At 39.1% G+C, this 23,510-nt stretch carries 20 protein-coding genes; 14 read left to right on the forward strand and 6 right to left on the reverse strand.

Annotated elements, in window-relative coordinates; translation table 11 throughout:
• The first annotated feature begins 1 nt into the window (after window position 1).
• From OQX63_RS16980 to OQX63_RS16990, 3 genes are all read left to right on the forward strand, one after another.
• On the forward strand, window positions 2-1,204 hold the full coding sequence (locus OQX63_RS16980; protein WP_265852012.1) for a sensor histidine kinase: 1,203 nt from the start codon (window positions 2-4) through the stop codon (window positions 1,202-1,204).
• A 94-nt stretch (window positions 1,205-1,298) separates the two neighbouring features.
• A complete protein-coding gene (locus OQX63_RS16985) occupies window positions 1,299-1,763 on the forward strand; it encodes a DUF3570 domain-containing protein (RefSeq protein WP_265852013.1) in 465 nt (154 codons plus the stop codon).
• A 508-nt stretch (window positions 1,764-2,271) separates the two neighbouring features.
• Window positions 2,272-3,093, forward strand: a complete 822-nt coding sequence (locus tag OQX63_RS16990) for an alpha/beta fold hydrolase (protein WP_265852014.1) — start codon at window positions 2,272-2,274, stop codon at window positions 3,091-3,093.
• A 729-nt stretch (window positions 3,094-3,822) separates the two neighbouring features.
• Here OQX63_RS16990 and OQX63_RS16995 read toward each other — a convergent pair.
• The 3 genes from OQX63_RS16995 to OQX63_RS17005 are packed head-to-tail and all read right to left on the reverse strand — an operon-like array spanning window position 3,823 to window position 6,501.
• A complete protein-coding gene (locus OQX63_RS16995) occupies window positions 3,823-5,013 on the reverse strand; it encodes a winged helix-turn-helix domain-containing protein (protein ID WP_265852015.1) in 1,191 nt (396 codons plus the stop codon).
• A gap of 43 nt (window positions 5,014-5,056) precedes the next feature.
• The gene (locus OQX63_RS17000; RefSeq protein ID WP_265852016.1) at window positions 5,057-5,959 is read right to left on the reverse strand and encodes a DMT family transporter; all 903 of its coding nucleotides are present in this window, start codon (window positions 5,957-5,959) and stop codon (window positions 5,057-5,059) included.
• A gap of 2 nt (window positions 5,960-5,961) precedes the next feature.
• The gene (locus OQX63_RS17005; RefSeq protein WP_265852017.1) at window positions 5,962-6,501 is read right to left on the reverse strand and encodes a GNAT family N-acetyltransferase; all 540 of its coding nucleotides are present in this window, start codon (window positions 6,499-6,501) and stop codon (window positions 5,962-5,964) included.
• Between the two features lie 24 nt (window positions 6,502-6,525).
• On the opposite strand from OQX63_RS17005, the gene OQX63_RS17010 reads away from it, so the two are divergent.
• The 8 genes from OQX63_RS17010 to OQX63_RS17045 all read left to right on the forward strand — a co-directional run bounded on the left by OQX63_RS17010 (window position 6,526) and on the right by OQX63_RS17045 (window position 14,450).
• A complete protein-coding gene (locus tag OQX63_RS17010) occupies window positions 6,526-7,440 on the forward strand; it encodes a LysR family transcriptional regulator (RefSeq protein WP_265852018.1) in 915 nt (304 codons plus the stop codon).
• Window positions 7,441-7,582: 142 nt separating this feature from the next.
• Entirely contained in the window at window positions 7,583-7,963 is a 381-nt protein-coding gene (locus OQX63_RS17015; RefSeq protein WP_090497278.1) for a transmembrane 220 family protein, read from the forward strand.
• Between the two features lie 23 nt (window positions 7,964-7,986).
• Window positions 7,987-8,844 (forward strand): EboA domain-containing protein, encoded by an 858-nt coding sequence (locus OQX63_RS17020; protein ID WP_265852019.1) that lies wholly within the window; start codon window positions 7,987-7,989, stop codon window positions 8,842-8,844.
• 25 nt (window positions 8,845-8,869) lie between these two features.
• On the forward strand, window positions 8,870-9,850 hold the full coding sequence (locus OQX63_RS17025) for a TatD family hydrolase (protein WP_265852020.1): 981 nt from the start codon (window positions 8,870-8,872) through the stop codon (window positions 9,848-9,850).
• A 4-nt stretch (window positions 9,851-9,854) separates the two neighbouring features.
• Window positions 9,855-10,736, forward strand: coding sequence for a UbiA-like protein EboC (gene eboC, locus OQX63_RS17030; RefSeq protein WP_265852021.1), 882 nt, complete (start codon window positions 9,855-9,857; stop codon window positions 10,734-10,736).
• A 24-nt stretch (window positions 10,737-10,760) separates the two neighbouring features.
• Window positions 10,761-11,924, forward strand: a complete 1,164-nt coding sequence (locus tag OQX63_RS17035; protein ID WP_265852022.1) for a 3-dehydroquinate synthase — start codon at window positions 10,761-10,763, stop codon at window positions 11,922-11,924.
• A 3-nt stretch (window positions 11,925-11,927) separates the two neighbouring features.
• Window positions 11,928-13,094: a metabolite traffic protein EboE gene (gene eboE / locus OQX63_RS17040; protein WP_265852023.1), complete on the forward strand. Its 1,167-nt coding sequence runs from the start codon at window positions 11,928-11,930 to the stop codon at window positions 13,092-13,094.
• A gap of 6 nt (window positions 13,095-13,100) precedes the next feature.
• Entirely contained in the window at window positions 13,101-14,450 is a 1,350-nt protein-coding gene (locus OQX63_RS17045) for an alkaline phosphatase family protein (protein WP_265852024.1), read from the forward strand.
• Between the two features lie 408 nt (window positions 14,451-14,858).
• Here the strand turns inward: OQX63_RS17045 and OQX63_RS17050 are convergent, their stop codons facing one another.
• Both OQX63_RS17050 and OQX63_RS17055 read right to left on the reverse strand, forming a co-directional pair.
• Window positions 14,859-15,251 (reverse strand): hypothetical protein, encoded by a 393-nt coding sequence (locus tag OQX63_RS17050; protein ID WP_265852025.1) that lies wholly within the window; start codon window positions 15,249-15,251, stop codon window positions 14,859-14,861.
• 421 nt (window positions 15,252-15,672) lie between these two features.
• Entirely contained in the window at window positions 15,673-15,930 is a 258-nt protein-coding gene (locus tag OQX63_RS17055; RefSeq protein ID WP_265852026.1) for a helix-turn-helix domain-containing protein, read from the reverse strand.
• Between the two features lie 1,403 nt (window positions 15,931-17,333).
• Here OQX63_RS17055 and OQX63_RS17060 point away from each other — a divergent pair.
• The 3 genes from OQX63_RS17060 to OQX63_RS17070 are packed head-to-tail and all read left to right on the forward strand — an operon-like array spanning window position 17,334 to window position 23,148.
• Entirely contained in the window at window positions 17,334-18,587 is a 1,254-nt protein-coding gene (locus OQX63_RS17060; RefSeq protein WP_265852027.1) for a TlpA family protein disulfide reductase, read from the forward strand.
• Between the two features lies 1 nt (window position 18,588).
• Window positions 18,589-21,777: a SusC/RagA family TonB-linked outer membrane protein gene (locus tag OQX63_RS17065; RefSeq protein WP_265852028.1), complete on the forward strand. Its 3,189-nt coding sequence runs from the start codon at window positions 18,589-18,591 to the stop codon at window positions 21,775-21,777.
• Window positions 21,778-21,792: 15 nt separating this feature from the next.
• The gene (locus OQX63_RS17070) at window positions 21,793-23,148 is read left to right on the forward strand and encodes a RagB/SusD family nutrient uptake outer membrane protein (RefSeq protein ID WP_265852029.1); all 1,356 of its coding nucleotides are present in this window, start codon (window positions 21,793-21,795) and stop codon (window positions 23,146-23,148) included.
• A gap of 36 nt (window positions 23,149-23,184) precedes the next feature.
• Here OQX63_RS17070 and OQX63_RS17075 read toward each other — a convergent pair whose 3' ends face one another.
• A complete protein-coding gene (locus tag OQX63_RS17075) occupies window positions 23,185-23,502 on the reverse strand; it encodes a hypothetical protein (RefSeq protein WP_265852030.1) in 318 nt (105 codons plus the stop codon).
• Between the last annotated feature and the right edge of the window lie 8 nt (window positions 23,503-23,510).

Raw genomic sequence — 23,510 nt, forward strand, 5'->3', positions numbered from 1 at the left:
TATGAAAGAAATTTTAAATATTTCACTGGAAAACGAGATGGATCTTGTGCTTGCCCATCGCCGCTCCATGCAGGTGGGAGAGCAGATTGGCTTGACCGTTGCTACCCGCACTACTTTTGCCACTGCGGTTTCAGAGGTTGCCCGGACCGCAATCGAGTATACCGATAACGGGAAACTGCACCTGATTATTTCCGGAAACTTTCCACGTTACTCGCTTTATGCACGCATTGATTTCAAAGCTGATCAAGTTTTCCGGGCCAGTGATGAAGGTTTTTTCTATGCTAAAAAACTGTTGCCTGATTTTACTTTTAATAGTTCCGGCAATGCCTATGAAATTGAAATGGGGCTAAGTTTGCCCCGTTCGCTTAAGCTGGACGAATCCAGGATTAGTATGTTAAAGGATTTCTTTAAAGAAGTTGACCCGCTGAATGCATATGAGAAAATCAAAAAGCAAAACAGCCATCTCAGCAGGCTGACCGGTGAGCAGGAAGAGGAAATCAGGATGCGGCGTGAACTGGATGAAAAAAAGAGTGAGTTTATCTCTGTCGCCAGCCATGAACTTAAAACACCGCTTACCGTGATCAAAGCATATACTCAGATGCTTAGGGCATTGAAAGATCAGTATTCTGAAAAGGTTGCACAGGTTCTTGAAAAATTGGATTTACAGACCACTAAGCTCTCTTTATTGACCCACCAGCTGATGGATGTTTCCAAAATGGAAAACGGAAGCCTGCAGTACGATCTTGTCGAAGTCGATCTTAACGATTTTATCCAGGAAACTGTGATGATCTTATCCAATGTTTATCCAGGTAATACCATCACGATACAGCTGGGAACGAAATGCCGTGTAATGGCCGACCCTATGCGCCTGGAACAGGTATTGACAAATTTATTGGGCAATGCGGTAAAATATTCTGCCCGAAATTCACCCATACAGATTGAAACTGATCTTTCTAAAGATCAAGATCATATCGTAGTGAAGGTTATCGACAACGGCCTTGGTATGTCTGAGGAAGGAATCGCACATATTTTTGATAAATTTTACCGCCTTAAGGCTGTTGCTGCTTCTCATCCGGGACTTGGTATGGGGCTTTATATTTCTTCAAAAATAATTTCTGATCATGGCGGAGAAATTTGGGTGGAAAGCGTGCTAAATGAGGGATCCACTTTTTTCTTCACCCTTCCGGTTCAAAATCACTTATAATTTTTAACCTGTTATATCCAGTTTTGTAAGCAGCACAGGAAATTGGCTGCAAGCGAATAGCTGCATCATCAGCGCATTCGGTAGAGGCTATAGTATGCTTTCAGTCGATTTGCGGTCAGAAACCTTACCCGATAAACGTTACAAGCTTCCCATCGGCTTAAGGATGAACTATTTCCTGGATGATCATTTTGTAATTCGCACTTTTTACCGCTATTATATGGATAACTGGGGTATCAGGGCCCACACAGCCGAACTTGAAATTCCGGTTAAGATCAATTCTTTCTTTTCGATCAGTCCTTTTTATCGCTATAACAACCAGGTTGGTACTAAATATTTTGCACCATATGGACAGCATGCGCCTTCAGCACAATATTTTACCAGTGACTATGACTTATCTACACTGACGAGTGATTTTTATGGTGCAGGTATTCGTTTTGCTCCACCCAAAGGTGTTTTTGGCTGGCAAAGACTCAATATGTTGGAATTAAGATATGGGCACTATTCGCGGTCTACAAGTTTGGTTTCCAATATTGTATCACTAAATCTTAAATTTAAATAAGACGGTTTAAATGTTCATATCCTTTTAATATGACAGGAAATTTTATTCCTGTTATATCAATCTTTTTTGTCCTGAATCCTAAATGATGGACTAAAAAAGCGATTAGATGTTCAAGGTATTCGAACTGATCGGTACAGCCGGGCTTTGATTTTCAATGTCCGGCTTTTTGTTTAAAATCGTTGCTTTTAGTTGTTCTGATTTATTCAAGATATCCATGATCCTGGTTCTTTCTGATAAAGGTGGTGGAGATTATTTACGAACGGCACACCTTCGATCTTTGTGATGGGAAAAAATTCGATATCGAAGTGGAGGATCTATTTCGACTGATTAGCGAAGAAAATAATCTGATCAAATAGAAATGAGCATTGATGATTTGCCAGATAAAAGCAAAAGATTTTACCATAGGTCAAGATTGATTTACTTTCACGATACTACATTTGATATATATTAAGAACAAAAAACGTTTTTAAATAAAATAATCGACCATAAACAAAAAAAACTTAAAACGATGAGCTTACTAAAATTAAAAGACGGAACAGAGATTTTTTACAAAGACCAGGGTGAAGGGCCAACTTTAATGTTTCACCACGGATGGCCTTTATCCTCAGATGATTGGGACGCACAGGTTATTTTCTTCTTACAGAAAGGTTACCGTGTGGTAACGCATGACAGGAGAGGTCATGGTCGCTCCAGCCAGGATATTTACGGGCACAATATCGAAACTTATGCTGCTGATGCTGCAGAACTGGTTGCATTTTTGGATTTGAAAGATGTGGTTCATATCGGGCATTCTACAGGTGGTGGCGAGGTGATTCGTTATGTGAACAAATATGCCAATGGTAGGGCAAAAAAAGCAGTGTTGATTAGTGCTGTTCCGCCGATAATGGTTCAAAGTGACAGCAATCCGGATGGTGTGCCCATGTCTGTTTTTGATAATATCAGAGACCAGACTTTAAACAACAGGCAACAGTTTTATATCGATTTAACCATTCCTTTTTATGGATATAATAGAGCAGGTGCAGATATAAAAGAAGGAATACAAAGAAACTGGTGGAGACAGGGGATGATGGGTGGAATTGTTGCACACTACGAGGGCATTAAAGCTTTTTCTGAAACGGATTTTAATGAAGATTTAAAAGCTGTTGATATCCCGGTACTGGTGCTTCATGGTGAAGATGACCAGATTGTTCCTTACCAAAATGCAGGTGTAAAATCTGCCAAATTGTTGAAAAACGGAAAACTGATTACTTATCCTGGTTTCCCGCATGGTATGCCTACAACGGAGGCAGCAACCATTAATAAAGATATTTTAGCATTTATTCAGTCTTAGTGAGTAAAGTTTTGGAGGGTGATTAATGGTTTCCGCTCCAAATCTTGCAATTTAAATGTTCAAAATACGCCTGCCGATGGTTAAATTGAGGCTTTGTCAAAATAACAGATTCAGAGCTGGCAAAAGAATTCAATTTGGCAGTGTCGTCATGCTCAGCTTGACTGGGCATCTTAATGATTTGGTAGGGGCTTACTTATCTGCCTTTCTATCTTATTAAGATTCCCGTTTTCACGGGAATGACGACATTTCAAAACATTATTCTTCCAAAAATCTCCAAAATCATTTCTGATACAGCCTTTTGTTTTTTTACGACACTTTTAACTTTTGAGCGATTCAGATAAAAGGAATTAAAGCTTATGTTTTTTTTAAATTTTCAAAAACCAAATGCTTATGATTTCGTTTCTTCGACATGGAAACTTTTAAGAAGCTACTTTCAATCATTTTACATGTATTTTTCATTTGTTTATTCATCAGTGCGATTCTTGGGATGACCTTGGCTAAGCTGTCTTAATTTTCCATCTGATTTTTATAAACCATTATTTAATACTTCGTTTATTTTCATGGAAAGTTTAGGTTCATTTGAAAGATTACTGGCCATACTGCTTGCAACTATCTTTTTGCTTGGTGTCTTGATCGGCACTGCGATCTATTTACTTGTATTAACTTTTGCTTTTCTGCTAGGCTAATTGATTGTGCATGTTGTTCAATGTCTGTCAGAATTAATACCCATCAAAAAAATGCCTCACTGATCAATTTAAGCAAGTCGTTACGGTTTGATTTTATAAAAATCACATCGCGACATTTATTGAACAGGATAAATTCCTTTAAATTGTCTATCAGTTTATCAATGGTTTGCATGTCAATATCAATAGACTCAAAATGGAGATTATGGATAATTAGTGTTTTCTTTTTCCGGTCGGCTTTAGCATCCATTCTGGCAATAAATCTTTCTCCAGATATGATCGGTAAAGAGAAATAGCCAAATTTTCGTTTAGGAGCGGGTACAAAACATTCAATTTGATAATCGAAGTCAAAAAAATCTTTTAAACGGGAGCGGAAGACATTCAAAATATCAAAAGGAGACAGAATAAAAACTTCGTCTTCTATATTAAGGTTAACATCAGTGTCCGAAAGCATATATAATGGTCCTTTAACGCCATCAACAATCACTGTTTTAACTTCTCCCGCCTGAAGCATCTTATCCAGTTCTTTTTTTACCAGGTTCCCTTTTACACGGCGGGAACGCCAGGCCATTTCTTTTACAGCAGAAATTCCCAATGCGCCGAGGGTACGTTGGATCACATAACGGGCATACTCTTCATCTGTAGGCATGGTTTGGTCGGTATCTGGTGGCACAACGTCCAATGGAAGGTGGTAAACTTTTTGGAAAGCACTATTCCGGCTGATCATTAATTTACCTTGAAAGTAAAGTCTTTCTAATGCAACCTTGGCAGGTCGCCAATCCCACCAGCCCGAGCTGGCTTCTACGCGGTCGTTTTCAAAATCGCCAACCATCACTGCGCCATCCCGTTCAACCTGATTTAAAATCTGCTTCATTAAATCCGATTCTCTTTTTGTTAAGCTACTACCTTTCGTTGCAAATGCCTTTTTTACCGGCAGCGAAAAGCGGAAATCGGGCATAGGCAAAAAACCTGCATCAGAAGTAAAATATTCGAAAACATCACCATGCTCACCAAGTGTTGAAAGCCATTCTGTTTGATAATCTGGAACCCTTGTAAATATAGCGTGATGGTGGGCACGTTCTACAACGTAGTTGGTATCTAACTGTATATAGCCTAAATGATCAATTACCTTATAAACTGCCTCAATTCCAGTTCCAAACTGTTCTTTTTTTGAAAGTCCTGCCGCATGTAAAATGATTTTTCGTGCCTGCGATCTGTTGAGTACAATAGCTTCCATTATACTAATATATCGATCATTTATCGGGTGTCAAAAATTGTACTTAAGCCTTTTTTTGTTTTGATAGGCTTGGCATTGCCATTTTGTTAGGTATTCTCCATTTAAGCTCCGAAATCAGCGTGGCGATAAAAATCAGTCCGCCACCCATTAAAAGCCGTGATGTAATGGCTTCACCCAACATAAAATGTGCTGCAAAGGCGCCGAAAATTGGCTCGAAAAGATAAATGATCGATACCCTTTCGGCACTAATGTATTTTTGAGCGACGTTTGATATGGTATACATGTATGCGGTCGAAAATAACGCACAAAAAATAATGCCTAACCAAAAAGTTTGCGTTTGAGGGAGCCAGACGGTATCATTTTGAAATAAGGCCAGTAAAAAAGTGAATAGGGCGCAGCTGGCAAACATAGGCACAATGGTAGGCACAATATCGCCCGCTTTTGATGCCTTTTCAACCTGAATTAAATATATGGCGAAGCAAAAGGCACCAATTATGGTATATAAATCACCGATGCCAATACTCAATTTATTAGTAACCGATATTACAAAAAGACCAGTTAGGGCTGTGCCTGCGGCAATCCATATTTTTAGGGCTGCTGCTTTTCGGTAAATCATAAGTTTAATTACGGGAATCATCACCACGGTTATTCCAGCTACAAATGAGCATTGCGATGCTGAAGTATGTGTAATGCCCAGTGTTTGCAGATAAATGCCAAGTACAAGTGACACTGCCAGGCTGGCACCGGTTTTTATAGTGGCTGCATTAAGCTTGTTTACATGTTTCCAGAAAATTACCGATAAAACCATGGTGGCTAAAAGGAAGCGATAGCATAAAAATAAAAGTGGCTGACCCTGGCCAATGGCAAGTTTGGTAACCGAAAAAGAAATGCCCCAGAAAGCAGTACCAATAATCAGCAAGATTAGAAAAAGAGTTCTTTTTTCCATTACTATGCTTTTAATTCGTTGGTATTGGCCAATTCTTTTTTCATCAATAGATCTGTTTGCTCATCGTTGCCAAGCCAGAAAGAATGTTTACCAAAGGCCTTAAAGCCGTTTTTCTCATAAAACCTTAAAGCCCTGTAGTTTTCTTCCCAAACGCCAAGCCATACACATTTTACCTTTATTTCGTAAGCAATATCAATGGCTTTTTGATAGAGTGTTTGCGCTACATTTTTACCATGGAATGCCTTTAAAACGTAAATGCGTTCAATTTCTAGGGCATCATCTATTTTTTCGTTTTGTGCTTGGCCAAAATTGATTTTTAAGTAGGCCACTACGTTTCCATCTACCCGTGCAAAATAAAATTGTGAACATTGATTATTCAATTCTGTTTTCAATTGCTCATCAGAAAAGCTGTTTTCCAAATAATCGCTCATGTTTTCGGCTGTGTTTACATGAGCGAAAGTTTCAAAAAATGTGCTTCTTCCTATTTCCTGTAATTTTTGGATGTCGTTTGTGGTTGCCCTTTCAATGGTGGTCTGATTCATGGCACGAATGTAACAAGTAATTAAATGATTAAAAATGTTATTAAATCATTTATTAATGCATATTTTGCATTAATGGATCTTCAGCGAATCAAATATTTTTTGGCATTATCAGAGCAGCTTCACTATTGGAAAACTGCAGAAAAGGTGAGCATCACACAATCGGCACTTAGCCGCCAGATCCAATCGCTGGAAAACGAACTGGGTGTACAGCTTTTTGAACGAAATAAGCGCAATGTGAAACTCACACCGGCAGGTAAATTCTTAAAAGAAAAGTGGGAAGTCGAATTAAATGAACTCGAATATATCCATCAGTTTGCTAAACAGATTCATTTAGGTGAGCGTGGAACCATAACCATTGCGCATCCCGATTCTATATCGGCTTCCATCATGCCCGATATGCTAGCTAAAATCACGCAGGCATTTCCTCAGCTTCAGATTAAGCTGGTGCAGGTTTTATATGAAAATCAACTGGATTTTTTAAAAAATTATAAGATTGACCTGGTAATTACAAGAGATATCAACAGCGAACCGGGGATCAGGGCAAAAAAAATATATGCTGATCATCTCGCCCTGGTGGTTCCTTTAACACATCCTTTTCAGGTATTTGAAGATCTATCGACCGAAAACCTAAAGCAGCAGAAATTTATCCTGCCCACAAAAGATGAGGGGAGTAGTTATAGCGAAATTATCCAGGCATTATTCAAATCTTATGATTTTGCTCCTGATGTGTTTCTGCACTCCGAATTTGGTTCTACAATTATAGCATTGGTGAGGAAAGGTTTGGGGATAGCCATTTTGCCAGACTCCTATATGCACCATCAAAGCCCTGGTTTGCGCTTTATTCCGCTGCCTTTTAAAACTGATTTATTGATTAATTGGCGGGCAGACGATCACAATCCTGTGCTGGCAAATATTTTAAAACTTTTATTTGAGGAATAAAAGTTAATCAAAAAAATATTTTATTGCAGTATATAATTTACATTCTTTAAGCAAAAAAAGCATTAAGTTTAAATAACTTTGTTTTTCTTCAAAAAAAAATCGAAAAAATCGATTTAGTTGCTTCTTAAACCAAATAACTAAAATGCTTTTACTTATTCTCAACATTATTTTCTGTATCTCGTTTTTAGGCTTTGCTTATGTAAATTTAAATGATAACGATGCTTTTCTCTGGGTATCTATTTATTTAAGCGCCGCAATATGCTGCGGATTAGCTGCATCTGGTAGGTTTTATCCATTTGCTTATCTGTTTTTAACTGCTTTTTATTTGATTTATGCTGTGATCCTCTTCTTTGCAAAAGATGGTGTTCGCGATTGGATTACCAAATACAGGCGCGAGAGCCTGGTGCAGAGTATGCAGGCTACTAAACCTTACATTGAGCAAACGCGAGAATTCTTTGGTCTGTTAATTATTGCAGGCGCACTATTGATCAATTATTTCGTTTCTGCAGGTATTACTGCATAGATACCTTTCAATATTTTTTATTTATGAGAGATGATCATTTAAAGGTGGTAAAAGAAATTATTGCATCTGTTGTTAAAAACAATATCAGCTTGGAGGCCGAAAAATGGCTGGAAAATTTTAACCGATCTACAGACCAATCGGCGCAGTTAGCCAAAGTATTTGTTATGCTGCCGCGTAAAACTGGCAAATTGCCGGTTGCAATTAACGAAGATCAGCAAGAAGCACTTCATGCAGCCGGCTTCGGCTATATTCGTAACTGGACAATAGATAGGTTAAGTCGCGTATGGTTATTGGCAGGTTTGGATCTGAAAGATAAAGAGCTGTTATTTTCAGCCATTAACAGATTATTTCTGTCGGCAGAGGTGAATGAAGCTGTAGCTTTATATTCGGCTCTTCCATTTTTGCCTCATCCCGAAATTTGGGTAAAGCGCTGCGCCGAAGGGATCAGGAGCAATATTGGTTCTGTACTTGAAACCATTATGGAAAACAACCCTTATCCGGCAGCAAATCTGAACGAAGCCGCCTGGAACCAACTGGTACTAAAAGCTTTTTTTACAGAGAAAAATATCAACCTGATTGTAGGTTTAGATCAACGCGCTAACCTGCCGCTTGCTTTAACGCTGGTAGATTATGCCAAAGAACGCTGGGCTGCGGGCAGAGAAGTGCATCCACAGCTATGGCGCATGGTAGGTAAATTTATTAATGCCGAAATTTTTGAAACCCTTAAAACCGGTTTGCAGCATTATAACCAGATGGAACAACGGTCCATCGCGCTGGCCATTTCACAATCCGGTTACCAGCCAGCAAAAGATTATATCAATACTTTTCCGGAACTGAAATTGGCCCTGGCTGATGGGAGTTTAAACTGGAATTCATTTTAACCAAATATAAAATTTAGATAAAGATATGTGTTGTAGCAGTTCAATAGAAAGAGATAAAGCAATGATGGGAGCGCCTGAGGCTTTTGATATCAATGTGGTAAAGGGAATGAAGTTCTTCGACCCACATGTGCACATGACCTCGAGAACAACGGACGATTACCAGGCAATGGCCGATGCCGGTGTTGTTGCTTTGATAGAACCCGCATTTTGGCTGGGTCAGCCACGCACCGGATTGGATAGTTTTAATGATTATTACAGCAGCCTTATTGGTTGGGAACGCTTTCGTTCATCTCAATTTGGCATTAAACATTATTGTACCATTGGTCTTAACTCAAGAGAAGCCAATAACGAGAGCCTGGCCGAACAGGTAATGGAAATCCTACCTTCGTTTATTTATAAAGAAGGGGTGGTTGGCGTTGGCGAGATCGGTTTCGACGACCAGACCGCTGCTGAAGAAAAATATTACCGGTTACAGCTAGAACTGGCTAAAGAAGCAGGTTTGCCCGTACAGGTGCATACACCACACCGCGATAAGAAAAAGGGTACCCAGCGCAGTATGGATATTGCTTTGGAGCATGGCCTTGATCCTTACAGTATCATCATTGATCACAATAATGAGGAAACGGTAAAAGAAGTATTAGATAGGGGCTTTTGGGCTGCTTTTACGATTTATCCATTTACCAAAATGGGTAACGAGCGTATGGTAGAAATTGTAAAACAATATGGCGCAGCGCGTATTATGGTAAATTCTGCTGCCGATTGGGGTATTAGCGATCCATTGGCAGTGCCTAAAACTGCTGCCTTAATGAAAATGCGTGGTTTAAGCACTCAGGATATTGAATTGGTTACTTATAGCAATGCAATTACAGCCTTTGCGCAGAGCGGACAACTGGATGAAGCCGATTTTAACGCTCAGATAGACCTTACCAAGAAATTTGAAGGAAATACCATTCTACGTGGCGGACAACAACCAAGAACAGATAAATCATCTATTATCATTAGTTAAAGTATTGAAAAGAATAATAATCTATCTGCGCATGATGCGCCCAGCTAATATTGTTACTTCAGTAGCAGATATTTTAGCAGGTATTGCCATTTCAGGGGTTTTAAGCAATGGCGCTTCCATTCCATGGTTGTCTATAATCTTATTGATTATATCAACAGCCTGTTTATATGGTGGAGGAATCATTTTTAACGATGTTTTTGATGCCGATCTGGATAAAATAGAACGTCCGGAACGGGTTATCCCCAGTGGGATAATCAGTTTAAAGCATGCCGCCATATTAGGAAGTACATTACTTTTTGCCGGAGTTGCTCTGGCTACGGTGAATAGTTTAACTTCCGGATTATTGGCCCTTTTGGTAGCTGTGTTTGCTTTACTTTATAATAAAATTGGCAAACATCATTCTTTTTTCGGTCCGTTGAATATGGGCCTATGCCGTGGGTTTAACCTGTTGTTGGGTTTGAGTATTGTGCCTGAAATGCTATCCAATCACTATCTGGCTATTATTCCGGTCATTTATATTTTCTCCATCACCATGACCAGCCGTGGTGAAGTTCATGGAGGCCGTACTAAAAACTTATATGTGGCTGCCTTACTGTATGCTACGGTGATCTGTGCTATTGCTTATTTTGCATTTGTAAATGAAAGGTTGCTGCTGTCGCTGCTGTTCCTGATCCCTTTTGTCATCATGATTTTCAGGCCACTTTTAAAAGCTATAAAAGAGCCTATTGGTAAAAATATTGGTGGGGCGGTGAAATCCGGCGTAATTTCACTTATTTTAATGGATGCCGCCTGGGCCGTAACTTTCGATGCCTTGTTTCTGGCTTTTATAATATCAGCTTTACTGCCACTATCCCTTTGGCTCTCTAAATTATTTGCAGTTACTTAACCCTCAAACACCTTAGCAATTGTTATGGAACATTTACATCAATCCTTTACTGTACAATATAATTATAATGTTTTTTTTACTTCATCGCTTTTTTTGCCTGAAAACGAATTGTTGAACAGTTTCTTAGTTAGGTTAAATCCGGCTGTTGCAGTAAAGAAAATTTTATTTGTAATTGATGAAGGCGTAGCCGATGCACATCAAGCGCTTATTACTCAAATTAAAGCCTATTTTTCAAAGCACAATAAAACGCAGCTGGTTCAGGATATTCTCGTTATCCCCGGCGGTGAACAGGTAAAAAATGATAAGAAACACTTTGATCAGGTATTAGAAGCCATTAATACTTATGGTATAGACAGGCATTCGTTTGTGGCTGCGATTGGCGGTGGCGCAGTGCTTGATATGGTGGGTTATGCGGCTACGGTTGCACACCGCGGTATTAAGCACATCAGGATTCCAAGTACCGTGCTTTCGCAGAACGATTCGGGAGTTGGCGTAAAAAACGGGATCAATTATTTTAATAAAAAGAACTTTTTGGGCACTTTTTCGCCACCTGTTGCTGTTTTTAATGATGAAATATTTTTAAGCACATTGTCAGATCGCGATTGGCGTTCAGGTATTGCCGAAGCGATTAAAGTAGCGCTGATTAAAGATGCTGAATTTTTTGAGTGGCTGGAATCGAATGCTATAGCACTTACAAATCGCGATACCATAGCCATGAATTACCAGATCTGGAAATGTGCAAAACTCCATATGGAGCATATTCGCAGTGCTGATCCTTTTGAGAATGGTTCTGCCCGACCATTGGATTTTGGCCATTGGAGCGCGCATAAATTAGAGTACCTGACGAATTTCGAAGTGAGGCATGGTGAGGCGGTTGCCATGGGCATTGCTTTAGATACTGTATATTCCAATTTATCGGGCAGGATAAGTGCCGAAGATGCACAAAGGGTAATCACCCTGATCCAGCAACTTGGTTTCGAACTCACGCACCCGCTGTTGCAGGTTACCGAAGGCAATAGTCCAATTTTGGATGGACTGGAAGAATTCCGCGAGCATCTTGGTGGCCAGCTTACCATTACCTTGCTTACCGGTTTGGGAAGTGGAGAGGAAGTTCATGAAATTGATGCCGACATCTTAAAGCAAGCTGCGGAAATTTTAAATAGACAGGCGGCTATTATTCAACATTAAGCGATGAAATTAACTTCAGGACATTTAACCTTCTGTACCAATATTTATCCGGGCGAAAATTGGATGGCACATTTTGCTGTATTGAAAGATAGTTTTCCAGTATTAAAAGCACAATTATCGCCAGATGCCCCGATGGGTATCGGTTTGCGCCTTTCCAATCTTGCAAGTATCGAATTGTTGGAAGAAAATCATCTCGAAGTATTTAAACAATGGCTTAAGCAGGAAGGTGGCTATGTTTTTACCATGAATGGATTTCCATATGGCGGTTTTCACCATACCAGGGTGAAAGATCAGGTACATGCACCCGATTGGACAACAGAAGAACGCGTTGAATATACATTGCGTTTGGCCAAAATCATTTCACAATTATTGCCTGATAATGTGGATGGTGGCATTTCAACCTCGCCTTTGAGTTATAAGCCCTGGTTTACAGCTGCTGAAGCCAGAAAAGATGCCACAGCTAATGCAACAGCAAATATTATAAAGGTGGCCGAGGGTTTGCATCATATACACAGCCAAAGCGGCAAGATGATCCATTTGGATATTGAACCTGAACCAGATGGTTTTCTTGAATCCGGTCCGGAATTTATCGATTGGTACCAAAATGTACTTTTACCTGCTGGAAATGATGAAGATATGATTAAAAAACATGTCCGTTTGTGTTATGATGTTTGTCATTTCGCAATCGGTTATGAACCACATACAGCCATCATTAACGAATTGCAGCAGAAAGGCATCCAAATTGGAAAAATCCAGATCAGCGCTGCATTAAAAGCAAAATTGCCAGTATCCATTTCTGAAAGAAATGTAGTATTGGATCAGCTGGGCCGCTTTGATGAACCAACTTATCTTCATCAGGTAATCGCCAGGAAAAATGATGGTAGTTTAATCCGTTATCCTGATCTTAAAGAAGCACTGGCAGAAAGCGATAATATAGCGGTAGAGGAGTGGAGAGCACATTTCCATGTCCCTATTTTTGTAGAAGATATGGGTTTGATCCAGTCTACTCAATCGGATATTATGGAAGTGTTAAAACTGCAAAAAAATAATCCTTTCACTGCTCATTTAGAAGTAGAAACCTATACCTGGGAGGTTTTGCCAACTGCTTTAAAAGCACCGTTAAACGATTCCATTATCAGAGAACTGGCCTGGGTTAAAAATTTATTATAAAAGAATATGCACAAAACCGTTGTTATTGATATCGTAGCCCTATCTGCTTCCGTAATTGGAGTGCATACACCATTTCTTCAAAAATATATTAGTGAGAATCATCTCACAAGCATAGAACCTTTGTTACCCGCAGTTACAACGGCTGTACAATCGAGTTATCTGACGGGTAAATATCCTTCAGAGAACGGTATTGTGGGAAATGGCTGGTATGACCATGATGATGCTGAAATTAAATTCTGGAAGCAGTCTAACAAACTGGTAAATGCTGAAAAAATATGGGATCAGGCTAAAAAGGAAGATCCTGATTTTACCTGTGCCAATATGTTCTGGTGGTATAATATGTATTCTACCGCCGATTTCTCGGTAACGCCACGTCCAAATTACCTTGCTGATGGCCGTAAATTACCTGACTGTTATTCGCAGCCGGCTGAACTGCGCGACCATTTACAGGCTAAGCTGGGACAGTTCCCCTTATTTCAGTTCTGGGGACCTGGTGCAAATATTAAATCAACAAGATGGATTGCAGATGCCTCAATGGAAACCGAGAAGCTTCATAATCCAACACTTACTTTAATTTATTTGCCCCATTTAGATTATTGTTTACAGAAGTTTGGTCCTGCGCTGGATAAAATCAGTACGGAACTAAAAGAAATTGATCAGGTGGTAGAAGAATTGGTACGCTTTTACGAAAGTAGGGGGGCGCGCATCATTTTGCTTTCTGAGTATGGCATTGCCCCGGTAAATAACCCCATCCACCTTAACCGTTTGTTCAGGGAAAATGGCCTGATCCAGATCCGTGAAGAAAGAGGATTAGAATTGCTTGATCCGGGTGCTTCTAAAGCATTTGTAGTGGCCGATCACCAGGTTGCACATGTATATATTAATGATAAAAGTGTAACTGAACAGGTAAAAGCATTATTAAAGATTGTTCAGGGAATTGATTTGATACTCGATAAGGCAGAACAGGAGCAACACCACATTAACCATAAACGTTCTGGTGATCTGGTACTTGTTGCAAAAGAAAATAGCTGGTTTACCTATTATTTTTGGTTGGATGATGCTAAAGCGCCTGATTATGCCAGGGTAGTTGATATCCATAAAAAACCTGGTTATGATCCGGTAGAAATGTTTATGACCTCAAAATTGAGGGCTGGGTATAAACTTTTAAGAAAAAAGGCAGGATTTCGTTATGTGATGGATGTGATTCCACTTGATGCTACATTAGTTAAAGGATCGCATGGTGGTATAAATATCGCTGATCAATATAAACCTGTTCTGGTTACTTCAAAAGCAATAGATAAAACATTGCAGGCGCCAGATGTTTATCAGGTGATTTGGGATAGTTTAACTGTTTAAATATGATGTTCTGCTGATCTGATGACAAACGTAAAGGCAGGATTAACGTATTTAACGTTATTAAATTGAGGAGAAAAAAATATGTAAAAAATCGTCATTGCGAGAAGGAACGACGAAGCAATCTTTTAATCAAATATTTCTTGTTGTAAAGATTGCTTGCCCTAAGATCGGGGCAGGCTATCGGCTGAAAAAGCCTTCTCGCAATGAAAACATTCCTTAGGTATCTGTCAATTCTAGCCTATCGAAGGACAAATATTTTTTTGTTTTCAACTATTAAAAGATCTTCGATAAGCTCAGACTGACCGTGTATACTATAATTTAATTGCCAAGTGATTGCATTAGAGAAAGATTTTTTTAATTTCAGGCTTAATGAAATTACTTTCTAAAAACGCTGCAATAAAGGGATTATTAATCTCTTGAAAACCTATACCCGCAACCTTCGATACAAGGTGGATTAAGCTCTAGCGAATTTGCAGAAACTTGATATCTAAAAATTGTTGGCATTTGATAGTTGCTACTGTAAACCTCCATCCTTATACTGTCCAAAATCTTAAATGAAATTAAATTTGGCATAGCATCCCCTTTGAATTTCCCAGCCTGATTTCCTGATTTTTCTACCTTAAGATATTTGGCTTCGCCGGTAACTTTTGTGTACTTACCCTGTCCATTACCAATATCATATAAGGTTTCGGTCAGTTTCCATTTTCCATAAACTTCACCAGGTCTGTCATTATTGTTATCTGATTTTTTGCAGGATACAATTATGGTTACAATTGCTAAAAGAAGTAATATTTGTTTCATAAAGCTTTAATTTACAGCTTATACGTTGCTGAACCCAAAAACGCTACCAGATACCTCCGTTTAATTTTATTTTTTTGAATAATTGGCTTTTAAAAGTTATAGAAGCACGATCGCTATCGAATTTATTTTACACGTAAAAATGTTTTTTAACTGCTTTGTATTTGTTAGTGAAGCAGTCGTTCTTGTTGCTTATAAAGGGTCTATGCAGCTAAGAAGACTTTTTGATGGGCGATTAGATAGTATTGATTCTGTGTAGCACTAGCCTTTGGGTCGCCGCCAAAACTCTCAAAAATTTCTGCTCCATGTTTGGAGCGTTCTGATGTACAATTTTAATTCTTCCTCAAAATGAGGATATATTGGTCAGTTTATCAATAGCTGCAGCTCATTTTTAATAGCGTGCAATTTGTAAATGAGTCATTTACTATTCCAGTCCAGCACTAAAGTCTATTCCATAATTAAAATCAAGAAGTACTGTTGGATGGATTTTTAAACCGATGGCCAATCTCATTATGGTAATAAAATTCGGACTGGTTTCTCCATTTTCATATTTAATGATATCGCCTGTATTAACACCGCTTCTTTTATAAAATTCACGATAAGAAAGTTCCTGTTTTTCTTTTAAGGATTTTAAATGCTCACCAAAGTTTTTCAGAATTGTTTTTTCTTTCTCACTTATCATTTCATTGCTAATAAAATACAATTGCCAATGTCTTTTATATTTTATTTAAAATCGTCATGCAATTACTTGACATTTGTCTTTTTTTTATTTACATTTACGTAACAAAAAAAATAGACTAATAAAAAGATAAAATTTAAGAGTCTTGCAACCTCAAATCTCACGCCGTTGGAGCAAGACAGCAGATTTTATCCCATTTCTTATAGCGGAATTGCTATCTTTAGCTTTCCTAAATAAGAGTGGGCTTCTGCTGTAATTCCATTTCAACGTAAGGCGTGAGAAACATTATGAGGTTATGGTTTGGGAAGCCCACTTTTCTTCTCTCCGGCAAGACTCATAACATATGGTTATGGGCAAGCAAAAAATAAATTGGATGAATTGGTTGGTACTTACCGAAGTAAGTATGCGCCAATATGCTGTTTTAATTGTTTGCCATTTCCAAATATTTCTACACCAGTCTCTGTTAAGTTGTCCATTCGATCGGCTTTATGCCCTAAAACCCAAAAATCCAGAATAATTTTTTGATAAGGCAGGCTAGCCTTTAAGGTTAATGATGATTTAGGTTTTTTAATGATGCTGGTCTGCCTTATTCCTCTTTGCAGAGATTATTTGATATGCTGATAAAACTTATGTTTTAACGGAATATTTTATAAAAAATGAGTGGCTTATGCTGCAATGGGATTGTTATTTCTGAATTTTCGCCTCATACCTGCTTTTATCCTTTAAATCAACTTTCAATAAGCCTAATTTTTACGGTTCAATTAACCAATCATATCAATCAAAACAATGAAATTCAACAATGCTTATTTGCCGCTATTTTTCTTTTGCTGGGCTTTGTTGTACAGTCCATTGGCGATGTGGTACGCTTTTGAACGAAATGAAAATCTGAGCACTATTAATACGAAAGTTATTCAAAATCTTAACAGTGATAAGGTAGGAGATGTTTATTGTTTTCCAGGTATTTATACATCATCCAGGTTTACAACGGGGCATTATAATAAAGGCTGTGCTTTTTACGATAGCAACATTCCATTTGTTTTTTATAAACCTGATCAATGCGGAGTGCATAGCACAAATTGATTGGTTTACGCTCGGCTGCTACGTGCTGTAGCATCTAAACCAAAATAAAATTGTTGGACCTGCTTTTATTGTTTGTGCAAAACATGGCTCATTCATAACAGAACCTGCCGGCAGGTTCTTCTTATTAATAGCTCAACTAACCAATACAAAACCATTAGCAATGATTTCGGTGTAGCATCCTTATCCTTAAAATGTTAAGCGGATTAACACATTATCTGATGCCGGTACGCCTGATCCGCAAAGCAGGTACGGCAAGCTTTAGTGCAGTTTTAGAACTGCCTAAAGCTTTTTTTTAAAATCCGATTCAGGCTAATTAACTCAACTTTATGAAAGTATTTATTGCAACAGGCATGATGCTTGTTTTTTCTGTTTTTTTATACGCCCAGGGGCCTGTAAAGGCTTTGCAAGTGGGTGATCGGGTGTCAGATGCTTTCTGGACCAGTCCCAGAAATTTTATCGTAGATGGTAAGGTAGTGCGGAAGGATATGCAGCAATTTAGGGGTAAGCCATTGATTATTGATTTTTGGGCTACCTTCTGTATTCCATGTATTAAAGGGATGCCGGAACAGGAAAGGCTTTCCAAGTTGTTCCGTGGAAAACTAAATATTGTAAGCGTAACAACGGATAACGAGAAACTGGTTTCCACTTTTTATTCCTCAGAAAGAAATCCCATCGGCCGGGATTTTACTTCAATTGTAGATGATAAAGAGTTAAATTCTTTCTTTCTACACAACAAGATTCCACATCTGGTTTGGATCGATAACCAGGGAATAGTGAAAAATACGACAGACGGTGATGCACTATCTGAAGCGAATATTAAGGCAGCCTTATCTGGAAATTTAAGTTTATCCCCCTTAAATTACATTTACCCAAATACGGTTTTGATGATGAACCGGAATCCCGAGGGAATGCAATCGTTTAACCTGTTAATTAAAGGTAGAATACCAGGTGTTTCGAGCTCCACGTTTCGCTCAAACGGGGCAAATACTGGAATGATCATTTTTAACCATCCGCTACGGTGGATTTACACTGTGCTGGCAATGGGCGAATATCCGTGGTTTTCTGATCAGCGGTTTAAACTTGATTTTGATGAGATAGATGGATTTAATAATCCGTCTTTAAAGCCAGAAGATCTTTGGACTGTAGACTTATGGGTACCAAAGGAAAAATCTGCTTTATTAAAAAAACTGACGATGAAGTACCTGAACGAAAATTCAGGATACTCGGCTGCGGTAAAAGTAATCAATACCGCAGTGTATAAGTTAAAGTATTTACCATCAAAGGCTACCCGTCAGCTGAAAACAAAGGGTGGACAACCCGCTAATTTGGGTTTTCATAAAGGATCAAAATTTATCAACCAACCCATAGCCAACCTGATCAATGATATTCAAGATTGTGGCTTTGTCAAATATCCGGTTTTGAATGGTACTAATCTCGATTTTTTAATTGATCTGGAGCTTTCAGCGGTAAAGGATATGGCAGGATTGAATATAATTCTCAATCCCTATGGCTTATTCCTCGTGGCCGATCATCAGGAGCTGGAAATGCTTGTCATTAATAAAACCGATAAAACAAACTAATATGAGATACATTCTATTTTTAACAGCTTTCCTCTTTTCATTAAACACAGTTGCCCAAGAGAAGTTAGCTGGGGTACGTGTTTTTAATACAGAAACAAAAACACCGTTGGAAGGAGCAATCCTAAAATTTACAACAATTAACAAAACATTATTTAGTGATAGCACGGGAAAGGTTTTAATCCCGAAATATACTGGAGACTATTTAATTGAAGTAAGCCTTATGGGATATGAAAAAACTTTAGTTAAGCTAAGTTTGCCCCTTAAAGCTGATCTGATTATTTACTTACAGCCTGCGGTAAGGCTTCTGGATGATGTGCAGGTGTATACAGGTTACCAGACTTTGCCAAAAGAACGCTCTACAGGCTCGTTTACCACTTTAGACAACAAACTATTGGCACAACAAGTGGGGCCTAACATTATCTCAAGATTAGAGGCGGTTTCATCTGGTCTGATCGTTGATCGATCTACTAATAGCGGTGGAAGGCTTATGATAAGGGGATTAAGCTCTATACAGGGGCCAAAAACGCCATTGATTATCCTGGATAATTTTCCTTATGAGGGCGACATCAACAATATAAACCCTAACGATGTGGAAAATATCACGATTTTGAAAGATGCTGCTGCTTCAAGTATCTGGGGCGCGCGTGCTGGAAACGGAGTGGTAGTTATTACATCGAAAAATGGACGGTTTAATTCGAAAGTAAAAATCGATGCCAATATCAATACCAGTTTTGTTCAAAGCCCTGACCTTTCGAGGTTAAAGCAGATCACCTCTGCAGATTATATTGACAATGAAATCTTTCTTTATTCAAAAGGTTTTTATCAGTCTCAAATCAATAATGCTCAACAGCCGGCCTTAAGCCCGATTGTGGAACTTTTGTTGAAAAAGGAAAAAGGAACAGTATCGAATAGTGGCGCGCAGGCAGAGATTGACCGGTTAAAATCGCTGGATGTAAGGGATCAATACCAACAATATTTTTATTCAGCAGGATTGAACAACCAGGCTTCTGTAAATATCTCCGGTGGGAGGGAATTATTTAAATGGTACTCTTCGGTTGCCATTGATGACAACAGATCAGTAACAGATGCTGTTTTTAGGAAATTGAATTCAAAAATGAGCATGACTTACAAGCCCTATAAAAGTCTCGAGGTTAGCACCGGATTTTATTATACCAATAGTACTGCGCGCACAGGGAAACCAGATTATGGCAGCATCAGTTCCATATCAGGGAATCTTTATCCTTATGCAGAATTCGCGGATGCTGATGGCAATGCCCTTGCTATTCCAAAGGATAGGCGCGCATCTTATCTGAGTGGATTGGCGGGTGGCCTTTTAGGAGATTGGAAGTACTATCCATTGACGGATTACCAGCATGTTAGCAACCGGACTAAGATCGGAGACCTGATTCTTGATGCCTCTTTAATACAAAAATTGCCACTCGGGTTTTCTGTGACGTTAAAATACCAATATGAAAATCAGGAGCGGAAAAATACGGTGCTTAGTGATGAGCAAAGTTATTTTGCCCGTAATCTGGTTAATGATTTTGCGCAGTATGCAAACAACATTTTAACCTACAAAATTCCGAAGGGAGGAATTCTGGATAATTCGTTCAATTCTTTACAGGTATATAATCTGCGGGGGCAGCTTAACTATGGCTTAAATACACCGGCCCATGTTATAGCAGGGTTTATTGGTGCAGAAACAAGGGAGTCGTCGGTTAATGGACTATCTTCCAGGTTGTATGGTTTCAGGGATGATATTATTTCTGCCGGGACGGTTGACTATACGACCGCATATCCCTCGCTAATCACCGGAAACAATTCATTTATACCAGATAGAAACGGAATAATAGCTACCAACACGAGATTCGTTTCCGTTTTTTCCAATCTATCTTATTCCTATAAATCCAGATATACCATTACGCTGAGCGGTAGAAGGGATGCCTCAAATCTTTTTGGCGTCAATACAAATGATAAATGGAACTTACTTTGGTCGGCAGGGCTATTATGGAACCTATCAAATGAGCATTTTTTTGATAAAGACCTGTTTAGTTCGCTAAAGATCAGGGCAACTTATGGGCTTACCGGCAACATTGATCCCGCTATGACCTCCATTTCAACTATCGTTTACGTAGGAAATTCTTCCAATACCGGACTGCCATATTCCAGATTCAATACCTATTCAAATCCTTCTTTGAAATGGGAAACATCCGCAATGACAAATCTCGGCGTCGATTTCTCTACGCTAAAAGACCGCTTGTCGGGTTCTCTGGAGTATTTTCATAAAAAAGGAAAAGATCTGTTTGGTGTCGCAAGTTTGGATTATTCGGGTGGTGTAGGACAATCAATTGTCAAAAACGTGGCTGAGATGAGCGGGAACGGTTGGGAGATTCAGCTTAATTCCATCAATACCGAAGGCAGGTTGACCTGGACAAGCAGTTTTAATATAAGCGGTTATAGGGATAAAATCGATAAATATTTATTGTCAAATTACCAGGGGAGCAATTTTTTGGGCATTGCAGGGGGACCTTCAGTTTCGGGAATAATTGGAAGTCCGGTTTACTCGATATTTGGTTATCGGTGGGGCGGCTTGGATCCTGCTAACGGCGATCCCATCGGGTATGTTAATGGCAATACCAGTAAGGATTATAATTTGATTACAGGGCAAGGTACTCAGCTTTCAGATCTGGTTTATTATGGTTCTGCTGTGCCCAGGATATTCGGTGGCTTAGGCAACGGTTTTAAATACGGCAACCTCGAACTTAATGTTCAGTTTAGCTTTAAGCTCGATTATTTTTTTAGAAGAAATTCCATCCAGTATGCTAACCTGAATACTACCGGTTTGGGCCATACTGATTATGGATTGCGTTGGAAGCAACCAGGAGATGAACTCAACACGGACGTGCCTTCCCAAATATACCCAACAGTTAGTGCCAGAGATAATTTTTACAGGGGGTCAGAGGTATTAATCACAAAAGGCGACCATATTCGCTTGCAGTATATCAATTTGGGTTATAGCCCAAAAATTCAGTCAAAGGTATTCAGAAGTTTTACGATTTATGCTACCGTTTCAAATTTATGCCTGATATGGGCGGCAAATAAACAGGGCCTGGATCCTGATTATGAAATTGGTTTGAATGGCCTAATTCCGCCTAAAACAATTTCAATTGGCCTGAGGACAAGCTTTTAATCTTAAATAAATCATATGAAAATATTATATCTAGTAGCTATTGTGCTGACCATGTCATTGCTTAGCTGTAAAAAGTTTTTGGATGAAAAATCTGATATGAAGTTGGCGGTACCAGAGCGACTGGACGATCTGCAGGCGTTGCTCAACAACGAAAATTTAAATAATGCTGTAGATCCGGGTGCCGCTGAAGTTGGTGCTGACGACTATTTTGTTACGGATGCAGACTTGAACAGTTTATCAAATGAGCAAAATAGAAGACTTTACACATGGGAAAAGGATAATTTATTTACGAGTGTGAGCTTTCCCAACGACTGGGAATACCTGTACACTTTAATTTATACCGCCAATACGGTTTTGGAGAATCTGGAGAAAATTGAGCGGACTTTATCGAACGCTGCCCAATACGATAATATAAAAGGGCAGGCATATTTTAATCGCGCCCGTGCGTATTACAATGTGTTACAACTTTGGTCTGTGGGTTATAATAGCAGTACGGCAGATAGCGATTTAGGGCCTGTGATAAGGGAATCTACCGATTTTAATAAAACTTCGGTCAGATCATCGGTGGCCAAGGGCTACAATTACGTTCTTTCTGATCTTCTTGAGGCCAAGCGCTTGCTGCCAAATTTATCGGTACATCCGCTCCGCCCTGGCAGGCAGGCATCTTTTGGCTTGCTTGCCCGTGTATATCTAAGCATGAGAGAATATAGAAATGCAGCTTTATATGCAGATTCATGTCTTAAGATTAAAGCTGTGTTATTGGATTATAACCAGATCAGTACTACGCCTACATTTCCTTTTGCCAGGTTTAATGCTGAGGTTATTTACGAATGTGCTGCTTCTATCCCGCAGATTCTGAATAATTCAAGGGCAAAGATTGTTCCTGAACTTATTACCCAATATACCGATAACGACCTGAGGAAAGTGCTTTATTTTAAAAATAACAATAACGGAACCTTTGGCTGGAGAGGGAGTTACCGGGCAGGACAGGGTGTATTTCCAGGTATTACTGTTGATGAGCAATACCTCATCCGGGCGGAATGTAATGCCCGTTTAGGAAATCTCCAAGCTGCGGTAGATGATCTGAATACGCTATTGATCAAACGTTTCAAAAGTGGTACTTACATTCCTTATGCAGTAAATTCGTTGGATATTTTAGGCGTGATTTTAAAAGAGCGGAGAAAGGAACTTGTGATGAGGGGCATGCGTTGGACTGATTTAAAGCGGTTTAATCTGGAGGGTGCAAATATCACCTTGAGAAGAACAGCCAACGGAATCAACTATGAACTTAAACCCAATGATAAAAGGTATGCCCTGGAAATTCCGCAAGATGTGATTGCAATAAGTGGTATTGAGCAGAATCCAAGATAAAATTAGTGGGGAAGAATTTCCCCACTAATTTTTTGACTATTGTTCTGGTGTACGTTGAGCAGATAACGCAAGAATCTCGTTGTCGGTTTTTCCTGCAAAAAAATCTTGAAGATCTGATTGGGTAACAACTGTTTCCGGAACCTGGATAACACATGGTAACGGCTCATTATCTTCAGTGCACTGTGCCGAAGGCGCTGAGGTATGCATGTACTTTGTGTAATCTCTTAAGTTATTTTCTGCATTTGGCTGGTAAGCCCAGAAGGTAGTTGATCTGGTAGTAAAAGCACTTTGTGTTGCGATAAGGCCGAACCCCAATACGAGGGCTGCGAAGCCTAAATTGATTTTTTTTAACATGTTTTTTT

It is taken from the genome of Pedobacter sp. PF22-3, assembly GCF_026239555.1.
GTDB lineage: Bacteria > Bacteroidota > Bacteroidia > Sphingobacteriales > Sphingobacteriaceae > Pedobacter.